The organism is Allobosea sp. CRIB-10 (genome assembly GCF_900112185.1).
GTDB lineage: Bacteria > Pseudomonadota > Alphaproteobacteria > Rhizobiales > Beijerinckiaceae > Allobosea.
This window is the reverse complement of record NZ_FOKP01000002.1, coordinates 58,468-75,456: the sequence shown is the minus strand read 5'-3', so window position 1 is coordinate 75,456 and position 16,989 is coordinate 58,468. Positions and strand designations below refer to the sequence as shown.

Below are 16,989 nucleotides of genomic sequence, written 5' to 3'. Positions count from 1 at the left end.
ACTTGCGCGGCTGCGGCTTGCGTTCTGCCGCCCGGAAGCGCTGCATAGCGCCGCTCAGAGCCTCGCTGTCGCATGTCACGGGCAGTCCTGGGTACCCCGATCGCGAAGAAGGAGATGCTGATGACAACCCTCGTCGTGAACGGAACAGAGCGCCGCTATGACGGCGATCCCGAAATGCCTCTGCTCTGGTATCTGCGGGATGAACTCGGTCTGACCGGCACCAAGTTCGGTTGCGGCGTCGCCGCTTGCGGAGCCTGCACCATTCACCTCGACGGAATGGCGGTCCGCGCCTGCCAGACGCCGATCTCGGCGGCAGCGGGGCTCCCGGTCACAACGATCGAGGGATTGTCACCTGACGGCAATCATCCGGTGCAGGCTGCCTGGCGCGACCTCAATGTCTCGCAATGCGGCTATTGCCAGCCGGGTCAGATCATGCAGGCCAGCGCTCTGCTGAAGGAGACGCCGAATCCGAGCGACGACGACATTGACGGCGCGATGAGCGGCAATCTCTGCCGCTGCGGAACCTATCCGCGCATTCGCGCGGCCATCAAGCAGGCTGCCGGGGGGGCCCGGCCATGACGGAGCATGTTCCCAATCCTGGCGGCACTCTTGCCAATGTCAGTCGCCGGAGCTTGCTGCAGGGCATGGGCGCCGGCGTTTTCGTGCTCGCCGCAGGCCTGCCCGTCGCGACGCCCGCGCAGGACAAGAAATTTGGCGCCGACGGGATGCCGAATGGCTGGCGCGACGATCCGGCGATCTTCATCTCGCTGGCTGAGGACGGCACTGTAACCGTCACCTGCCATCGCTCCGAGATGGGGCAGGGCGTGCGCACCTCGCTCGCCATGGTGGTCGCGGACGAACTCGAGGCCGATTGGGCCCGGATGCGGGTCGCGCAAGCCTGGGCCGACGAGGACCGCTTCGGCAACCAGGACACGGATGGTTCGCGCAGTCTGCGCCATTGGTTCATGCCGATGCGCCGCGCCGGCGCGGCTGCTCGGATGATGCTCGAGCAGGCGGCTGCTGCGCAATGGGGCGTCGCGGTCGCCGAGGTGCGCGCCGGCAATCACGTGGTCGTTCACGCCGCCAGCGGGCGCAGCCTCAGCTATGGCGCGCTCGCCAAGGCTGCGTCGGCTTTGCCCGTGCCCGATCGCAGCAGCGTCCGGCTGAAGCCGGCAAGCGCCTTCCGCTATATCGGCAAGGATTCGATCGGCCTCGTCGACAATCGGGACATCACCACCGGCAAGGCGGTCTACGGCATCGATGCCCGCGTCGACGGCATGCTGTTCGCCGTCGTCGCCCGGCCGCCGGTCTATGGCGGCAAGGTCGCGTCCCATGACGCGTCCGAGACCCTGAAGGTGCCGGGCGTCGTGAAAGTCGTCGCCATCGACCCTCCGACGATTCCGTCCGAGTTCGAGCCGGTCGGCGGGATCGCCGTGATCGCCCGCAACAGCTGGGCCGCCATCAAGGGCCGCGAGGCGCTGAAGGTGACCTGGGAAGACGGGCCGAACGCGGTCTATTCCTCCGACAGCTACCGCGCCCGCCTCAGCGAGGCGGCGAGCAAGCCCGCCAAAATTGTCCGCAATGACGGCGACGTCGACCGTGCCATGGCCGCAGCGGCCAAGCGCGTCACGGCCGAGTACTACATTCCGCATCTCGCCCAATCGCCGATGGAGCCGCCGGCGGCGCTGGTCCGCATCGTCAATGGCGAAGCCGAGGCCTGGGCCTGCAGCCAGGCCCCGCAGGTGACCCGTGAGCGTCTTGCCAAGCGGCTCAGCCTGCCGGTCGAGAAGGTCAAGGTCAATGTCACCCTGCTCGGCGGCGGGTTCGGGCGCAAATCCAAGCCCGATTTCGTCGTCGAGGCCGGAATCTGCTCGCAGGCGATGGATGGCGCGCCGGTCAGGCTGATGTGGACGCGCGAGGACGATCTCCACCATGGCTACTACCATACGGTGTCGGTCGAGCGGCTTGAGGCCGGGCTCGACAGCTCCGGCAAGGTGACGGCTTGGCTGCATCGCAGCGCGGCGCCGACCATCGGTTCGATCTTCGCCCCGGATCCCAAGCATGAATTGCCGTTCGAGCTCGGGATGGGGCTGGTCAACCTGCCCTTCGACATTCCGAACATCCGGGCGGAGAATCCGGAAGCGCCCGCTCATGTCCGCATCGGCTGGTATAGGGCCGTCTCGAACATCCCCCATGCCTTCGCGGTGCAGTCCTTCGTCGCCGAGCTCGCCCACGCGGCCGGCCGCGACCCGAAAGACTACCTGCTGGAGCTGATCGGTCCGGCGCGGCTGATCGACCCGACCAAGGTCGGCGACAGCTGGAACCATGGCGAGGATCCGCAGCGCTATCCGATCGACACGGGGCGTCTGCGGCGCGTGGTCGAAGCCGCGGCACAGGGGATAGGCTGGGGACGCAGCCTGCCCAAGGGCAGCGGGCTCGGCATCGCCGGTCACTACAGCTTCGTCAGCTATATCGCCGCCGCGGTGGAGGTGGCCGTCGGCGAGCGCGGGAGGCTTTCGATCCCACGCGTCGACATCGCGATCGATTGCGGGCCGATGGTCAATCCGGACCGTGTCCGCTCGCAAATGGAAGGCGCCGTCATCATGGGCGCCGGCATCGCGACCTCCGCCGAGATCTCCTTCAGGAACGGCCGTGCCGAACAGGATAATTTCGACACCTACGAGCTGACGCGAATCGACTCGGCGCCGCGGGATATTCGCGTGCATCTGCTGCCCGCGGGCGACTATGACCGTCCGCTCGGGGGCGTCGGCGAGCCGGGCTTGCCGCCCGTCGCCCCAGCCATCGCCAATGCCGTGTTCGCCGCGACCGGCAAGCGGATCAGGCAATTGCCGATCCGCGATCAGCTCAGCACCTGAGCGACCTACTGCCTCGCAAAGGGGCGCAGGTCAGACGGGTTGCCGAGGCGCGGTTGTTCGGGCGATCTCGCCGCGCTCGATCTGCAGCGTCTCGTCGGCGATCGCGTCGAGCAGGGCCGGCGTCGATTCCGTGATCAGGATGGCAAGGTCCGGCCGGCCGCGCCGGAGCTCGCCGAGCGTGCGCGCATAGTCGAGCGCCAGCGCCGGGGCGAGCCCCTGGAAGGGCTCGTCCAGCAAGAGCGCCGTGCGCGCGACCATCAGCGCCCGGCCGAGCGCCACCATCTTGCCCTGGCCGCCGGAAACGCCGCCGCCCGGGCGCTTGCGCATGGTGTGGAGCTGCGGCAGCAGCTTATAGACCTCGTCGAGCCGCCTTGCCCGTTCCGTCGCCGGCAAAGAGAGGGCCAGCGCCGGCAGCAGGATATTGTCCTCGACCGTGAACTCCGGCACCAGCCGGCGATCCTCCGGCGCGTAGCCGATGCCTTGCGCGGCGCGCTGATAGGCCGGGGTCGTGCCGATCTCCTGGTCGCCAAGACGGACTGCGCCGGCCTCGACCGGCAGCAGCCCCATGATCGCCCGCAGCGTCGTCGTCTTGCCGGCGCCGTTGCGGCCGATCAGGATCGTGGTCTTGCCGGAGGTCAGTCCCAGCGACACCGATCGCAGCACCTGCACGCCCGCGATCGCGACGGTCACGCCTTCCATGCGCAGCATCACGCCACCCCCACGACATTGCGCAGCACGCGCTCATCCTTGAACACCTCGGAGGGCGGCCCTTCCGCCATCACCGAGCCGGAATCCCAGACGACGACGCGGTCGGCGTAGCGCTGCACGACGTCCATGTCGTGCTCGACGAACAGCGCCGTGACCTTGGCGCGGCGCAGCGCGGCCATCAGCGTCTCCATCAGGGTGAAGCGCTCGATCGTGCTGACGCCGCTGGTCGGCTCGTCGAGCAGGACGAGGCGGGGCTTCAGCGCCAGCGCGATGACGATGTCGAGGAGCTTGCGCCGTCCTTCCGGCAGCGCGCCGGCCAGCTGCTGCGCCTCGCCGTCGAGCCCGACGAGGGCGAGCAGTTCCTCAGCCTCTCGCCGGCGGCCGTCGGCGCCGAGCGCCCTGAACGGCACCCAGATGCCGCGCTTGGCCGCGACCGCGATCATCAGGTTGTCGAGCACCGTCTGGTCGAGGAAGAGCTGCGGGATCTGGAAGGCGCGGGCGATGCCGCGCCTGGCGATCGTGCGCGGCGCCATGGCGGTGATCGGCTTGCCGTCGAGATAGACCTCGCCCGAGCTCGGCCGGAGGTAGCCGGTGCACAGGTTGAGGAAGGTCGTCTTGCCGGAGCCGTTCGGGCCGATGATGGCGAGGAACTCGCCCTCGCGGATCTCGAGGTTGACGCCGTCGGCGGCCTGCACGCCATAGAAGGAGATGCGCAGGTCCTTGGCCTGGAGGAGGGGCGTCGTCATGCCGGTTCTCCGCTGCGGCGCCGGATCAGGCCGTAGAGCCCGCTCGGCAGGAAGAAGATCACGCCGATCAGCGCGACGCCGATGATCAGGTTCCAGGCATCGGTTACGCCGACCGCCAGGGTGTGCAGCACTTCGAGGAAGAGCGAGCCGATGAAGGGACCGGCGACGCCGCCGATGCCGCCGAGCACCGCGACCAGGACGAGATGGCCGGACGCCGTCCAGAAGGCGAATTCGGGCAGGATATGGCTGATCGCCATCGCCGCGATCGCCCCGCCGACGCCGGCGAGCGCGGCCGAGATCGTATAGGCGATCAGCAGCACGAACCGGACGGGAACGCCGAGATATTCGAGCCGGAGCTCGTTGGTGTGCACGGCGGCGAGCGCATGGCCGAGCGGGCTCGCAAGATAGCGCTGCACGCCGTAGCCGACGCCCAGCATCAGCACGAGGCCGGCATAATAGAGCGCGGTGTCGAAGCTCGCCTTGTCGAGCGCGAGGCCGAAGAAGCGCGGCACCGCCAGGCGCAGGCCGTCCGTACCGCCGGTGATGCCGTAGAGCTTGGAGAGCAGGGCGTAGAGCACCATCGACATGGCGAGGTTGAGCATGGCGAAGAAGATCGCGCGGTAGCGCACCAGGAAGGCGCCGATGAGCAGGCCGGCCAGCGCCGAGGCGAGCGTGCCGAGCAGGAGCAGCACGACGAACTCGTTGAGGCCGGCGCGCGCCAGGAAGGCGATGGCATAGGCGCTGACGGCGTAGAACATGGCATGGCCGATCGAGATCAGCCCGCCGCGCAAGAGGACGGCGACGCCGAGCGCGGCAAAACCCTTGGCGAGCGCGAGCGTCAGCACGAATTGCAGCCAGGGCGCGGCAATGGGCGCCAGCGCCAGCGCGGCAAGGGCGATGAGGAAAAGGGCGGCGCGCATGGCGGTCAGATCCTCCGGGTCGCCGCCTGGCCGAACAGCCCGTAGGGGCGGACCAGCAGCACGACGAGCATGACGATGTAGGGGGCGACCGCATCGAGCGACGGCGCGAAATAGATGGCGAGCACGCGGGCGAGGCCGACGATGATCGCCGCCAGCGCCGCGCCCTCGATCTGGCCGAGCCCGCCGATGGCGGCGACGGCGAAGGCGAGCACCATGGTCTCGGCGCCGAGGCCGGGCGCCGCGCCGGCGGTCGGCGTCGCCAGCGCCCCGCCCAGCGCCGCCAGGAAGACGCCGAGCGTGAAGGAGAGGATGAAGACGCGGTTGGTGTTGATGCCGATGCTCTGCGCCATCTCGCGATCGGCGACGACGGCGGTGACGAGCCGGCCGATCCGGGTCTTGGTCAGCAGGATACGCAGGCCGAGGACGACGATGACGGCCAGCGCGATCAGCAGCAGCTGGTAGTTGAGATAGACGACGCCGCCGATCTGCGTCGAGCCGAGCAGTTGCATCGGCGTGTCCTCGGCGAGCGAGCGCACGCCGAAGACGATGCGCTGCAGGTCCTCAAGGATCAGGAACAGGCCGAAGGTGACGAGGATCTGGATTGCTTCCGACTTGCCATAGGTCCAGCGCATCAGGCAGCGCTCGACCAGCGGGCCGAACAGGACCGCGACGATCGCCGCGCTGAAGACGAGGGCCGGGAAGGAGAGCCAGGGGTTCAGGCTCGCGCTGGCGATCCACAGGCCGATCGAAGCGGCGACATAGGCGCCGATCGCGTAGAAGCTGCCATGCGCGACGTTGAGCACGCGCAGCACGCTGAAGACGAGCGTCAGCCCGACGGCGACGAAGAAGATCAGCGCCGCGCTGGCAAGGCCGTCGACGGCGAGTGGAATCAGGGTGTCGAGCATGAGCGGCACCTGGGATTGATGATGAAAGGGGGGCGGGACGTTCGTCCCGCCAGCTGCTCGGAAGGCTGTTCGACAACCCCCAGCCCTCATCCTGAGAACCTGACCGAACATTCATCGAGCCCTCATCCTGAGGAGCCGCGAAGCGGCGTCTCGAAGGACGCTCCAGGAGATTCCGGAGCCAGCTGAAACGCCCTTCGAGACGGCCCTTCGGGCCTCCTCAGGACGAGGGCTGGAGTTTCGAGTCAGACTTTCAGGATGAAGGCTGAGGAGTTGTCGAACCGGCTGTTACTGGTAGCTGCCGGGCTTGGGCTGGGCGGCGAGGAAAGCCGGGGTCAGCGTTCCCACCCATTTGATCGCGTCTTCGCCCTGGGGCGGCATCAGCGTGTCGCCCTTGTAGCGGACCATGCCGCCGATCACCGGGAACTTGTAATCGGGCGACTTCGTGGTGACGCCGACGACCTGGTCGACGAGGCCGTCATTGTCCTTGCGGGTCACGGTGGTGCCGGTCAGTGTCTTGACCGTGCTGCCGCGCATCGCCTCGGCGACCTCGTCGCGGCTCGGCCATTTGCCGTCGCCTTTCTTCAGCGCGGCCTCATAGGCGGCCTTCATGTAGATGATCGCGTTGGCCATCTTGATCGACGGGAAGACCGGGTATTCGCCATAGCGCTTCTCATAGGCCTCGACGAAGGCCTTGGTCACGGGATTTGCCCTGGCGTCGGGCGACATCCACCAGCCGTCGCCGAGCACGCCGACGATCACGCCCTCGGGCAGGTTGGCGCGCTGCAGCACGGTCTCGCCCAGCGCCAGCACGACCTGGCTCGAGGTGAACAGCCCGCGCGGCTGGGCCTGGCGCACGAAGTTCTCGAGATCGGCGCCCCAGAGATTGGAGAAGACGACGTCCGGCCGCGAGGCCGAGAGCTTCGAGATCTCGGTCTGGAAATTGGCCGAGCCGAGCTTGGGAAACAGCTCCGCCACCACCTCGACATCGGGCTTCAGCGCCTTCATCGCGGTCTTGAAGATCAGCGCTGCGTCATGGCCGAAAGCATAGTCGGGATTGACGATGGCGATCCGCTTCACATCCGGCTTGCGCTGCAGCAGATAGAGCGCATAGGCGACGAATTCCGGGATCGTGTTGCCGTTCGGGCGGAAGTAATACTTGCTCTTGCCGTCGAGCAGGAGCTGGTGCGTGTCGCAGTTCCAGCCGATCGTCGGGGCCTGCATCTGCTCGGCGAGCGGGGCCAGAGCCAGGCAGTTGGCGCTCGACAGCGCCGCGATCATCACCTGGTTGCCCTTGTCCTCGGCAAGGCGGCGATATTCGGCGATGACGCCCTGCGTGCCCTGCGCCTCGTCGACATAGGTCGCCTTCAGCGGCACGCCGCCGATGCCGCCCCTGGCATTGAGCATGTCGATCATCAGCTCGGCGGCGTTCTTGCCGGGCATGCCATAGGCGGCGGCCGGGCCGGAGGTGAAGGTCATGACGCCGACACCAAGCGATGCCGGCTTCTCCTGCGCGATGGCGGGCGTCATGGGTACGCTGAGCATGACTGCGAGAGCAGTTCTCCAAACGATCTTGATCATTGCCTGTCCCCTTTTATTAGTCGGCGAATTTTATTCTGTCGCTTTGCGGCCATCGGCCGTCCCGTCTCCGAAGCAGGGTCAGAGACGGGACGGGAAACGGCTGGCTCAGACCGGGTCGAAATAGTGAATCTCGAGCAGCAGGCAGCCCTTCTGCGACTTGAACGGGCCGTGCGGGGCGTGCGGCGGGCGCACCGCATAGGTATGCGGCGGGAAGCTCTCGCCGCCTTCGCCGTTGGCGTCGTTGCCGACGGTGAGGTCGCCCTCCACCAGATAGACCTCCTCCCAGTAGTCGTGGGAGAACGGCGCGGTGGTGTAGACGCCGGGCTGGAAGCGCAGCAGCCGGGTGCGCGTGCCGCGGTTGTTCTCTTCGTCGAGGGCGCCCGACAGGATCTTCTGCTGGATGCCGGCGGGATAGCCGGCCGGCACCTCCCAGCCCTTGGACATGTCGAGCGTGTAGAATTCGTCGTGGCTCTTGTTGACGGGCATGACGGGTCCTTTCGCCGGCTCAGGCGGCCGCTTTCGTGTCGAGGTCGTAGGAGTCGAGCATCGACTGGACGATGCCGCCGGCCTTGCCCCAGTCGTAGGTGCGGAAGGAGTGGCCCTTCGTCACGAAGGTCGCCCCGGCGTAGAACATCTCGTACTGGTGATGGCGGGAGCCGAACTCGGAGCCGACCGCGTCCCAGGCGAGCTTGTAGAACTTCACCCGGTCATGCGCGTTCGCGGCGGGCGACTGCTGGGTCTTCTCGATCATCGCCGCGATCTCGGGATTGGCGAAGTCGGCAATCGAGGAGGGCAGCATGATCATGCCGCCGCCGGCGAGCTCGCGCAGCGAGTTCAGAATCTTCGGGTACATCTGCTGGGTCAGCACCTGGGCCGAGTAGAGCATGTGCCGGTCGGGCACGAAGTAGGGGCCGGCCTGCGTGCCCTTGGCCTCCATGGCGTTGACGAAGGCGTCGACCATCGCCGCCTCGGCGGCGAGCTGGCCGAGGATCTCGCGCACCTGCGGGAACTGGCTGATGCCGTTGGTCTGGGTGGTGCGATGGGCGATGCCCATCAGGAAGCGCAGCTTCACCTTCAGGCGGATCATCGCCTGGTAGTTCTGGTAGACATGCGCCGGGGTCGCGTGGAACTGCTTCTGGCACATCTCGACGCTGCCATCGATGAAGACCCGGTCCCACGGGACCTTGACGTCGTCGAAGAACAGCACCGCGTCGTTCTCGTCGTAGCGGCTGGCCAGCGGGTTGTCGAAGATCGAGCCGGCCTGCGCCTCATACGATTTGCGCGAGAGCATCTTCAGGCCCTTGGCGTTCATCGGGATCGCGAAGGAGACGGCGTAGCGCTCCTCGCCGGGCTGCATCGGCTGGATCGTGGTGACGAAGACCTCGTTGGCGACGACGCCGCCGGTCGCCAGCATCTTGGCGCCGCGGATGGTGATGCCTTCGGCACCGCGGTCGACCACGCCGGCAGTCAGGAACGGGTCGGCCTGCTCTGCGGCGTTCTTGGAACGATCGGCCTGGGGGTTGATGATGACGTAGGTGAGGTAGAGGTCGTTGTCGCGGGCGTAGCGGTAATAGGCTTCGAGCGCCGCGGCGCGGGCCGGGTCGTAGCCCTCGAACACTGGCAGGCCCATGCGCATGCCGGCGATGCAGGAGGCGACATGGTCGGGCGCTCGGCCGAGGAAGCCGCCATGGATCGCGGTCCAGGCCTCCAGCGCCCGGCGGCGCTCGACCAGGTCGGCATAGGAGGTCGGCAACTGCCAGATCCGGTTGGCGCGGCCGCCGGTCTCGGTCTCGAACGTCATGAGATCGCGGCGCGAGGCATCGCCGGCGAAGTCGAACAGGCCGGCGACCGACTGTGCGACATTGCGGAAGGCGCGGTGGCCGGTGACGTCCTCGACGCGGGCGCCGTCGATATAGATCGAGCGGCCGTCGCGCAGGCTGGCCAGATGCTCCTGTCCCGTCTTGGTCATGGCTGTTTCCTCGTTGTTTCGGTTGTCAGTAGTGGATGGGCAGCGGCCAGGACGGCTCGCGCTGGGTCTCGTCGACGAGGTCGCGATAGCGGCCGCGGAAGAAGATCAGGGGCGCCGGATTGCCGGGGCGCACGGCGTGGCGCAGCACCCGCACCAGGAAGATGACGTGGTCGCCGCCGTCGTAGTTTGCGTAGGGCTCGCATTCGAAATGGGCGAGCGCCCCGGTGAGCAGCGGCGCCTGGGCGTGGCCGATCGTACGTTTGGTCTCGGACCATTTGTCGCCGAGCGCACGGGCGAAACGGTTGGATATGTGCTCCTGCTCGCGCGCCAGCACATTGACCGCGAAGCCCTTGGCTTCGAGCATGGCCGGCAGGCTGTTCGCCCGCCTGTCGACGCTGAACAGGACGAGCGGCGGATCGATCGAAACGGAGTTGAACGAACTCATGGTCATGCCGATGAGCTCCTCGCCGCCGCCCTGCGCGGTGATCACCGCGACGCCGGTGGCGAACTCGCCGAGGGATTGCCTGAAGGCCCTGCCGTCCATGGTTCCCTCCGGTTGAGTTCTGTGGTTTATATTTGTTAGATAGCTTTGTAGCAAAGCTATTTTAGTGAGTCAACAGCCTTTGGAGGCGGATGAACCATGGCGAGTGAGAACCGGCGTCTGACCGTGGCGAAGCCGGATCTACTGGAGGGCGGCAGCGATGCGCGCTTCCGCGATATGCTCTACGATTTCTTCGCCTTCGGCGGCCGGCTGGAGGAGGCGAGGGCGCGCTTCGCCGGCTATATCGGGCTGAACCCCTCGCAATACCTGATCATGATCGCGATCAATCGGGGCGGGCCCGATGGCGAGGTCGGGGTGGCGCAGGTCGCCGAGCGGCTCCACCTCAGCGGCGCGTTCGTCACCATCGAGGTAAACAAGCTGGTGAAGAGCGGGCTCGTCGCCAAGCTCCCGCATGCCAGCGACAAGCGCCGGGTCAATCTCTCGGTGACGCCGCTCGGATCAGAGATGCTGGAACGCCTCGCCGCGCTGCAGCGGCCGGTGAACGACGCGCTGTTCGCCTCGCTCGACCGGGGCGATTTCGAGACGCTCAGCGGCATCATGCGACGGCTCGCGCGCGGCGCGAAACAGGCGATCCATCTCGCGGACCATATAATCGCCAGCGAGACGTCGCCGGCTGTGCGGACCTCGGCGGAATAGCTCTCGAGCACACCGGAGCCGGGTCTCAAATTCGGCGCGGGGGGTCGAGAGGGTGTGTGCAGCATTAATATTGACACTATCTCAATTACAGGGTACGACCCATTCAACGACACAGGGAGGGCACCGTGAACGCACCGCAGAGCATCCCGCTGGCAGGCCTGCGCGGCGCCCAATGGAACGAGTCGGACCTGCCGCCCGGCCTGATCACATCAGTGCATTCACTGACCACGGTGGACGGCGCCAATGTGAACGGTTTCCTCTATCGCAGGGGCGGCGAGACGGCGGTCTGCTGCATCATGCACCCGCGCGAGATCCTCGCGACCCATTACCTCGTGCCCGAACTGCTCAAGGCCGGCGCTGCCGTCTGGGTCCAGGCTTCGCGCTCGGCCGGCAACGACACACGGCTCGAACACGAGCTCGCCCTGCTCGACGTCGATGCCGGCACCTCCTTCCTCAAGGAGCGCTACGACCAGATCGTCCTGGTCGGCAATTCGGGGGGCGCCGGGCTCTATGCCTATTACACCGAGCAGGCCAACCTGCCGCCCGAGCAGCGCGAGACGCGCACGCCCGCGGGGCGCCCCGTGCGGCTGGCCGAGGCGCCGATGGTTCGGCCGGACATCGTCGTCATGGTCGCCCCGCATCCCGGGCAAGGCATCCTGCTGATGAATTCGCTCGATCCGTCCATCGTCGACGAACGCGATCCGGTGTCGATCGACCCGGTCCTGTTCCCGTTCAGCCTCGCAAACGGCTTCAAACCGACCGGGGCGAGCTATGCGCCAGAGTTCGTTGAACGCTACCGTGATGCGCAGCGCCGGCGCGTCGAGACCATCGATGCCAAGGCGCGCGAGATGCTGCGGCTGCGCATGGCGGCCCGGAAGGGCCTCACCGACGCCAGCAGCGATGCGCAGAAGCTCACCGCCGGCTGGCAGCATCTCTTCGAGGTGGCGCGCACCGATGCCGATCTGCGCAACTGGGATTTGAGCCTCGATCCGACGGACCGGCTCGTCGGCTCCCTCTGGGGCACCGATCCGTTCAAGACCAATATGAACGGCGTCGGCTTCGGCCGCGCCTGCACCCCCGAGAGCTGGCTCTCGACCTGGTCGGGGCTGTCCTCGCGGGCGAGTGTCCTGCGCTGTGCCCCAGCGATCGCGCAGCCGACCTTCGTCATCCGCTACACGGCCGACGCCTGCGTCTTCCCGCGGGACCTCGACGCGATCTGGAAAGCGCTCGGGACCAAGGACAAGGGGATCGCGGTCATCCGCGGAAACCATCATGGCCAGCCCGTTCTGGCGGGGGAGCCCAGCGGGCAAGCCCTTGCCGGCCAGGCGATCCGCAAATGGCTCGAGGACAAGCTCGTGACCTGATCGCTCCATTTCGGCGGGGCGATCGCGGCTTAAAATTGAGGCAGTATGAATATGAAGATCAGCATCATCGGCGGCGGCCCATCGGGACTCTACTTCGCCTATCTCGCCCGCAAGCGCCTGCCTGGCGTGGAGGTCCATGTTCACGAGCGCAACGCTCCCGACGCGACCTTCGGCTTCGGCGTCGTGCTCGCCGGAGCGGGGCTCGCCAAGCTGGCGGCCGCCGATGCCGACAGCTTCGAGCGTCTGAAGGGGATCACCAAGCCGCTCGGCAATCAGGAGATCATCCTCAACGGCCGGGCCGTCTCGATTGAAGGGCAGGCCTATGGCGGTGCGGTCGAACGGCTGCGGCTGCTGATGCTCTTGAACGAGCTTTGCGCCGAGGTCGGCGTCACCGTCACGCATCATGATGACATCCGCGATACCGCCGCCCTCGACGATGCGGATCTGGTCATCGGCGCGGACGGCGCCAACTCGACCTTGCGCGCCATGAGTTCGGCCGCTTTCGGTACGCATGGCAGCGAATTGTCCAATGCCTTCGCCTGGTACGGGGCGGAGCGGCGCCACGACCGGCCGACGCTCAGCTTCCGGAGCGCTGGCGGCGGCGCCTTCTGCGCGCACTACTACCCCTACACCGATCGCATGTGCACCTTCGTGATGGAGTGCGACCGCGCCGCCTGGGAAGGCTGCGGTTTCGGCACGATGACCGACGACGAGCGAAAGGCCTTCGTCGAGCAGCTCTACGCTGACGACCTTCACGGCCGGCCACTGATCTCGAACAAGTCGGAATGGCGCAATTTCCAGCCGGTCTGGAACGAGCGCTGGACCCATGGCCATCGCGTGCTGATCGGCGACGCGGTGCGGCGGGCGCATTTCTCGATCGGCTCGGGTACCAGGATCGCGATGGAGGATTCGATCGCGCTGGTGAGCGCGCTCGAACAGACGCGCGACATTCCGGCCGCGCTCGCCGCCTATGTCGCCAGCCGCAAGCCCGCCGCCGACATCCTGATCGGCGCCGCCCGCGAAAGCTACACCTGGTACGAGGATATGGGCCGGCACATGGCGGCGGCGAACGGCCCTTACGACTTCGCCTTCGGCTACCTGACGCGCACCAGCCGCGTCGATGCGGCCAGGGTCGCCGCAGATTACCCGCAATTCATGACGGCCTGCGCCGCCGCGACCGGAGGGGCCGTGCGATGACGATGCCCTATGCCTTCTTCCCGGCGACGGAGGAGATCATCTCCGACGAGCCCCTGGTGATCCGCCGCGTCGTCCGCTGGGGCGACTGTGATCCGGCCGGCATCGCCTATACGCCGCGCTTCCTCGACTATGTCGTATCGGCGCACGAAGCCTTCATCAGCCTAATGCTCGGCGGCCCGATCCACACCATGAAAGCCGCCGCCGGCGTCGACTTTCCGATCCGCGGCGTCGAGATCGATTTCCGCAGCCGCCTGCCGCTCGACAGCCAGTTCGACATGGCGGTGTGGGTCGGCGCGATCCGCTCCCGCACCTTCGATTTGCACATCACCGCGCGGCTGGTCGCGGCGGAAGGCAAGCGGCAAGGGCCGGTCGCTTTCGTCGCCCGCATCTCCCCGATCACCATCGATCGCGTCAGCAAGGCCGGCGTGGTGCTGCCGCAGGCGCTGCGGGAGCGGCTCGAAGCCTATGCGGCGGCCCATCCCCATCAGCCGGAGGACAAGGCATGAAGACCTATCGGATCGGACAGATCGTCCCGAGCTCGAACATCACGATGGAGACCGAGATCCCGGCGATGCTGCGCGCCCGGGAGACGATCCGGCCGGAGCGCTTCACCTTCCATTCCAGCCGCATGCGCATGAAGAAGGTCACGGCTGAAGAGCTCGCCGCCATGGATCGCGACAGCCTGCGCTGTGCACGCGAGCTCGCCGACGCCGATGTCGATGTGATGGGCTATGCCTGCCTCGTCGCGATCATGAGCCAGGGGCTCGGCTATCACCGCGTCTCGAAGACGAACCTCGAAGGCGCCGTTGCCGGGGAAGGCAAGGCTATCCCGGTCGTCTCCTCGGCCGGAGCCCTGGTCGACGGGCTGAAGGAGATGGGCGCCAGGCGCGTCAGCCTGCTGATGCCCTACATGAAGCCGCTGGCCGCGAAGGTGACGGCCTATATCGAGAACGAAGGCTTCACGGTCCATGACAGCCTGGCGCTGGAGATCGAGGACAATCTCGCCGTCGCCGCCCGCGATCCCAGGGCGCTGATCGAGGACGTCAAGCGCCTGGATACGCGCGGCGTCGATGTCGTCGTCCTGTCGGCCTGCGTGCAGATGCCCTCGCTGGCGGCGCTGGCACCGGTCGAGGCCGCTCTCGGCATTCCCGTCATCTCGGCCGCGGCCTGCACCGTCCGGGCGATGCTCAAATCCGTGGCCCTCGAACCGGTTGCCCCCGGCGCCGGAGCTGCGCTCGCCCCGGGACTGGCCGTCGCCGCCTGAAGCCTGCAAGCCGCGCCAACGCCGCCGCAAACCAAGAAAACTCATGGGGAGAAACACAATGTCCAGAATGTTGGCCGTCGGGATCCTGGCGCTGTCCGCGAGCGTGGCGACCGCCGCTCTCGCCGAGCCCGTCAAGGTGGGGATGATCACGACCTTGTCCGGCGGGCTCGCCGGGCTTGGCATCGAGGTGCGGGACGGCTTTCTGCTGGCGCTGAAGCAGTCCGGCAACAAGGACGTCCAGCTCGTCATCGAGGACGATAATGGCGAGCCGGCGAGGGCGGTTCAGCTCGCCGAGAAGGTGATCAAGGCCGACAAGGTCGATGTGCTGACCGGCATCCTCTATTCCAACCTCGCCATGGCGGTGGTGCCCGGTGTCGTCGGCCAGAAGAAGTTCTATCTGTCGCCGAATGCCGGCCCTTCGCCGCTGGCGGGGGCGAAGTGCAGCCCGTTCTACTTCAACGTCTCCTGGCAGAACGACGCGATGCACGAGGCCATGGGCAATTATTCCAATGAGGCCGGCTACAAGAAGATGTTCATTCTTGCGCCGAACTATCCGGCCGGCACGGATGCGCTGAGGGGCTTCAAGCGCTACTACAAGGGCGAGCTGGCCGGCGAGCTCTACACCAAGCTTGGACAGACCGACTACGCGGCGGAGATCGCGCAGATCCGTGCTTCCGGCGCTGATGCCGTCTATTTCTTCCTGCCGGGCGACATGAGCATCGCCTTCATGAAGCAATATGCGCAGGCCGGGGTGAAGCTCCCGATCACCGGTCCGGGCTTTTCGCTTGACCAGGACGTCCTCGGCGCCATGGGCGACATCGCGCTCGGCGTGAAGAACACCTCGCAATGGTCCGAGGATCTCGACAACCCGGCCAACAAGGCCTTCGTCGAAGGGTTCAAGGCGGAGTACAAGCGCCGGCCGTCGATCTATGCGAGCCAGGGCTACGACACCGCCAACCTGCTGCTCTCGGCGGTCGCGAAGGCGAGCGTGAAGGACGCCGCCGCCTTCCGCGCCGCCCTAGAGGCGGCCGATTTCAAGTCTGTCCGGGGAAGCTTCCGCTTCGGCCTTAACCACCACCCGATCCAGGACGTTTATGTCCGCGACGTGGTCAAGGTCGACGGCGCGCTGACCAACAAGCTCGTCAGCAAGACCTTCACCGCTCACCAGGATGCCTACGTCAAAGACTGCAAGATGTGACGTAGCCACGCCGAGGGCTCGAGCATTTGCGGGCCGGCCCCATCGTCAGACGAAGGCCGGCAGCCGTCACGCATGCCGCGTGGCGTCCGACAGCGAGCGGCCCTCCTGACACCAATCCTCCGGTCTTTTGCGGAAAGGCCCGCCGTGTCCAGCGCACTTCTCGTCGAACAGACTCTGAACGGTCTCCAGTTCGGCGTCATGCTCTTCCTCATGGCGGCCGGGCTGACCCTGGTCTTCGGGGTCATGGGGCTGATCAATCTCGCCCATGGTTCCCTCTACATGATCGGGGCCTTCGCCTGTGCCGCGGTCGCGGCCGCCACCGGCTCCTTCTGGCTCGGCCTCGTCGCCAGTCTCGCTGCGGCCGCTGCGGCGGGCACGCTGGTCGAGGTCCTGGTGATCCGGCGGCTCTACGGCCGCGACCATCTCGACCAGGTGCTGGCGACCTTCGCATTGATCCTGATCTTCTCCGAGGCGACGCGCTGGCTGTTCGGCTCCGTCCCGCTCTATCTCAACGCGCCGCCCGTCCTGTCCGGCTCGATCGCCCTGCCGGGCGGCGGCCAATATCCGGTCTATCGCCTCGCGATCATCGTCGTCGGCATCGCGGTGGCGCTCGGGCTCTGGCTCCTGATCTCGAAGACGCGGCTCGGCATGCGCATCCGCGCCGGCGAGAACGACCGCGAAATGATCGGCGCGCTCGGTGTCGACATCAACGGGCTCTACACGATCGTCTTCGCGCTCGGGGCCGCCCTGGCCGGGCTCGCCGGCGCCATGATCGGCGCGTTGCAGTCGGTCCGGGTCGGCATGGGCGAGCCGGTCCTGATCCTCGCCTTCGTCGTCATCGTCATCGGTGGCATCGGCTCGATCGAAGGCGCGCTGGTCGGCGCGCTCATCGTCGGCGTCGTCGATACGCTCGGCCGAATCCTGTTGCCCCAGCTGTTCGGCGCCGTCCTCGGACCGGCTCAGGGCGCGCTGGTCGGCGGGGCGGTCGCGGCCATGCTTATCTATGTGGTGATGGCGCTGGTCCTCGCCTTCAAGCCGCGCGGCCTGTTCACGGGGAGCGCCTGAC

The 16,989-nt window shown here is 66.9% G+C and carries 17 protein-coding genes; 9 read left to right on the top strand and 8 right to left on the bottom strand.

Annotation, left to right across the window (positions count from 1 at the left end):
- The first annotated feature begins 120 nt into the window (after positions 1-120).
- Positions 121-579: a (2Fe-2S)-binding protein gene (locus BMZ69_RS03150; protein ID WP_092155448.1), complete on the top strand. Its 459-nt coding sequence runs from the start codon at positions 121-123 to the stop codon at positions 577-579.
- The gene (locus BMZ69_RS03145) at positions 576-2,876 is read left to right on the top strand and encodes a xanthine dehydrogenase family protein molybdopterin-binding subunit (protein WP_092154793.1); all 2,301 of its coding nucleotides are present in this window, start codon (positions 576-578) and stop codon (positions 2,874-2,876) included. The genes BMZ69_RS03150 and BMZ69_RS03145 overlap by 4 nt, the downstream gene beginning before the upstream one ends.
- A gap of 30 nt (positions 2,877-2,906) precedes the next feature.
- Here the strand turns inward: BMZ69_RS03145 and BMZ69_RS03140 are convergent, their stop codons facing one another.
- The 8 genes from BMZ69_RS03140 to BMZ69_RS03105 form a co-directional block, all read right to left on the bottom strand.
- The gene (locus tag BMZ69_RS03140) at positions 2,907-3,584 is read right to left on the bottom strand and encodes an ATP-binding cassette domain-containing protein (protein WP_092154791.1); all 678 of its coding nucleotides are present in this window, start codon (positions 3,582-3,584) and stop codon (positions 2,907-2,909) included.
- Positions 3,584-4,330, bottom strand: coding sequence for an ABC transporter ATP-binding protein (locus BMZ69_RS03135; RefSeq protein ID WP_092154789.1), 747 nt, complete (start codon positions 4,328-4,330; stop codon positions 3,584-3,586). Before BMZ69_RS03135 ends, BMZ69_RS03140 begins: the two co-directional genes overlap by 1 nt.
- Entirely contained in the window at positions 4,327-5,250 is a 924-nt protein-coding gene (locus BMZ69_RS03130) for a branched-chain amino acid ABC transporter permease (RefSeq protein ID WP_092154787.1), read from the bottom strand. The genes BMZ69_RS03135 and BMZ69_RS03130 overlap by 4 nt, the downstream gene beginning before the upstream one ends.
- Before the next feature lie 5 nt (positions 5,251-5,255).
- Entirely contained in the window at positions 5,256-6,155 is a 900-nt protein-coding gene (locus BMZ69_RS03125) for a branched-chain amino acid ABC transporter permease (protein ID WP_092154785.1), read from the bottom strand.
- A 285-nt stretch (positions 6,156-6,440) separates the two neighbouring features.
- The gene (locus tag BMZ69_RS03120; RefSeq protein ID WP_244543187.1) at positions 6,441-7,682 is read right to left on the bottom strand and encodes an ABC transporter substrate-binding protein; all 1,242 of its coding nucleotides are present in this window, start codon (positions 7,680-7,682) and stop codon (positions 6,441-6,443) included.
- Between the two features lie 156 nt (positions 7,683-7,838).
- Positions 7,839-8,219, bottom strand: a complete 381-nt coding sequence (locus BMZ69_RS03115) for a cupin domain-containing protein (RefSeq protein WP_092154781.1) — start codon at positions 8,217-8,219, stop codon at positions 7,839-7,841.
- 19 nt (positions 8,220-8,238) lie between these two features.
- On the bottom strand, positions 8,239-9,702 hold the full coding sequence (locus BMZ69_RS03110; RefSeq protein WP_092154779.1) for a 4-hydroxyphenylacetate 3-hydroxylase family protein: 1,464 nt from the start codon (positions 9,700-9,702) through the stop codon (positions 8,239-8,241).
- A gap of 25 nt (positions 9,703-9,727) precedes the next feature.
- Positions 9,728-10,246, bottom strand: coding sequence for a flavin reductase family protein (locus tag BMZ69_RS03105; RefSeq protein WP_092154777.1), 519 nt, complete (start codon positions 10,244-10,246; stop codon positions 9,728-9,730).
- A gap of 96 nt (positions 10,247-10,342) precedes the next feature.
- Here BMZ69_RS03105 and BMZ69_RS03100 point away from each other — a divergent pair, with 96 nt between their 5' ends.
- The 7 genes from BMZ69_RS03100 (at position 10,343) to BMZ69_RS03070 (ending at position 16,988) form a co-directional block, all read left to right on the top strand.
- A complete protein-coding gene (locus BMZ69_RS03100; RefSeq protein ID WP_092154775.1) occupies positions 10,343-10,900 on the top strand; it encodes a MarR family winged helix-turn-helix transcriptional regulator in 558 nt (185 codons plus the stop codon).
- A 125-nt stretch (positions 10,901-11,025) separates the two neighbouring features.
- On the top strand, positions 11,026-12,264 hold the full coding sequence (locus tag BMZ69_RS03095; RefSeq protein ID WP_210187983.1) for a hypothetical protein: 1,239 nt from the start codon (positions 11,026-11,028) through the stop codon (positions 12,262-12,264).
- A 51-nt stretch (positions 12,265-12,315) separates the two neighbouring features.
- Positions 12,316-13,461: an FAD-dependent monooxygenase gene (locus BMZ69_RS03090; RefSeq protein ID WP_175506647.1), complete on the top strand. Its 1,146-nt coding sequence runs from the start codon at positions 12,316-12,318 to the stop codon at positions 13,459-13,461.
- A complete protein-coding gene (locus BMZ69_RS03085; RefSeq protein WP_092154771.1) occupies positions 13,458-13,967 on the top strand; it encodes an acyl-CoA thioesterase in 510 nt (169 codons plus the stop codon). The genes BMZ69_RS03090 and BMZ69_RS03085 overlap by 4 nt, the downstream gene beginning before the upstream one ends.
- Positions 13,964-14,725 carry a maleate cis-trans isomerase family protein gene (locus tag BMZ69_RS03080; RefSeq protein WP_092154769.1) on the top strand — a complete coding sequence of 254 codons (762 nt, stop codon included), beginning with the start codon at positions 13,964-13,966 and terminating at the stop codon, positions 14,723-14,725. Before BMZ69_RS03085 ends, BMZ69_RS03080 begins: the two co-directional genes overlap by 4 nt.
- 58 nt (positions 14,726-14,783) lie before the next feature.
- On the top strand, positions 14,784-15,923 hold the full coding sequence (locus tag BMZ69_RS03075; protein ID WP_092154767.1) for an ABC transporter substrate-binding protein: 1,140 nt from the start codon (positions 14,784-14,786) through the stop codon (positions 15,921-15,923).
- A 144-nt stretch (positions 15,924-16,067) separates the two neighbouring features.
- Entirely contained in the window at positions 16,068-16,988 is a 921-nt protein-coding gene (locus BMZ69_RS03070; protein ID WP_092154765.1) for a branched-chain amino acid ABC transporter permease, read from the top strand.
- Position 16,989: the final 1 nt, after the last annotated feature.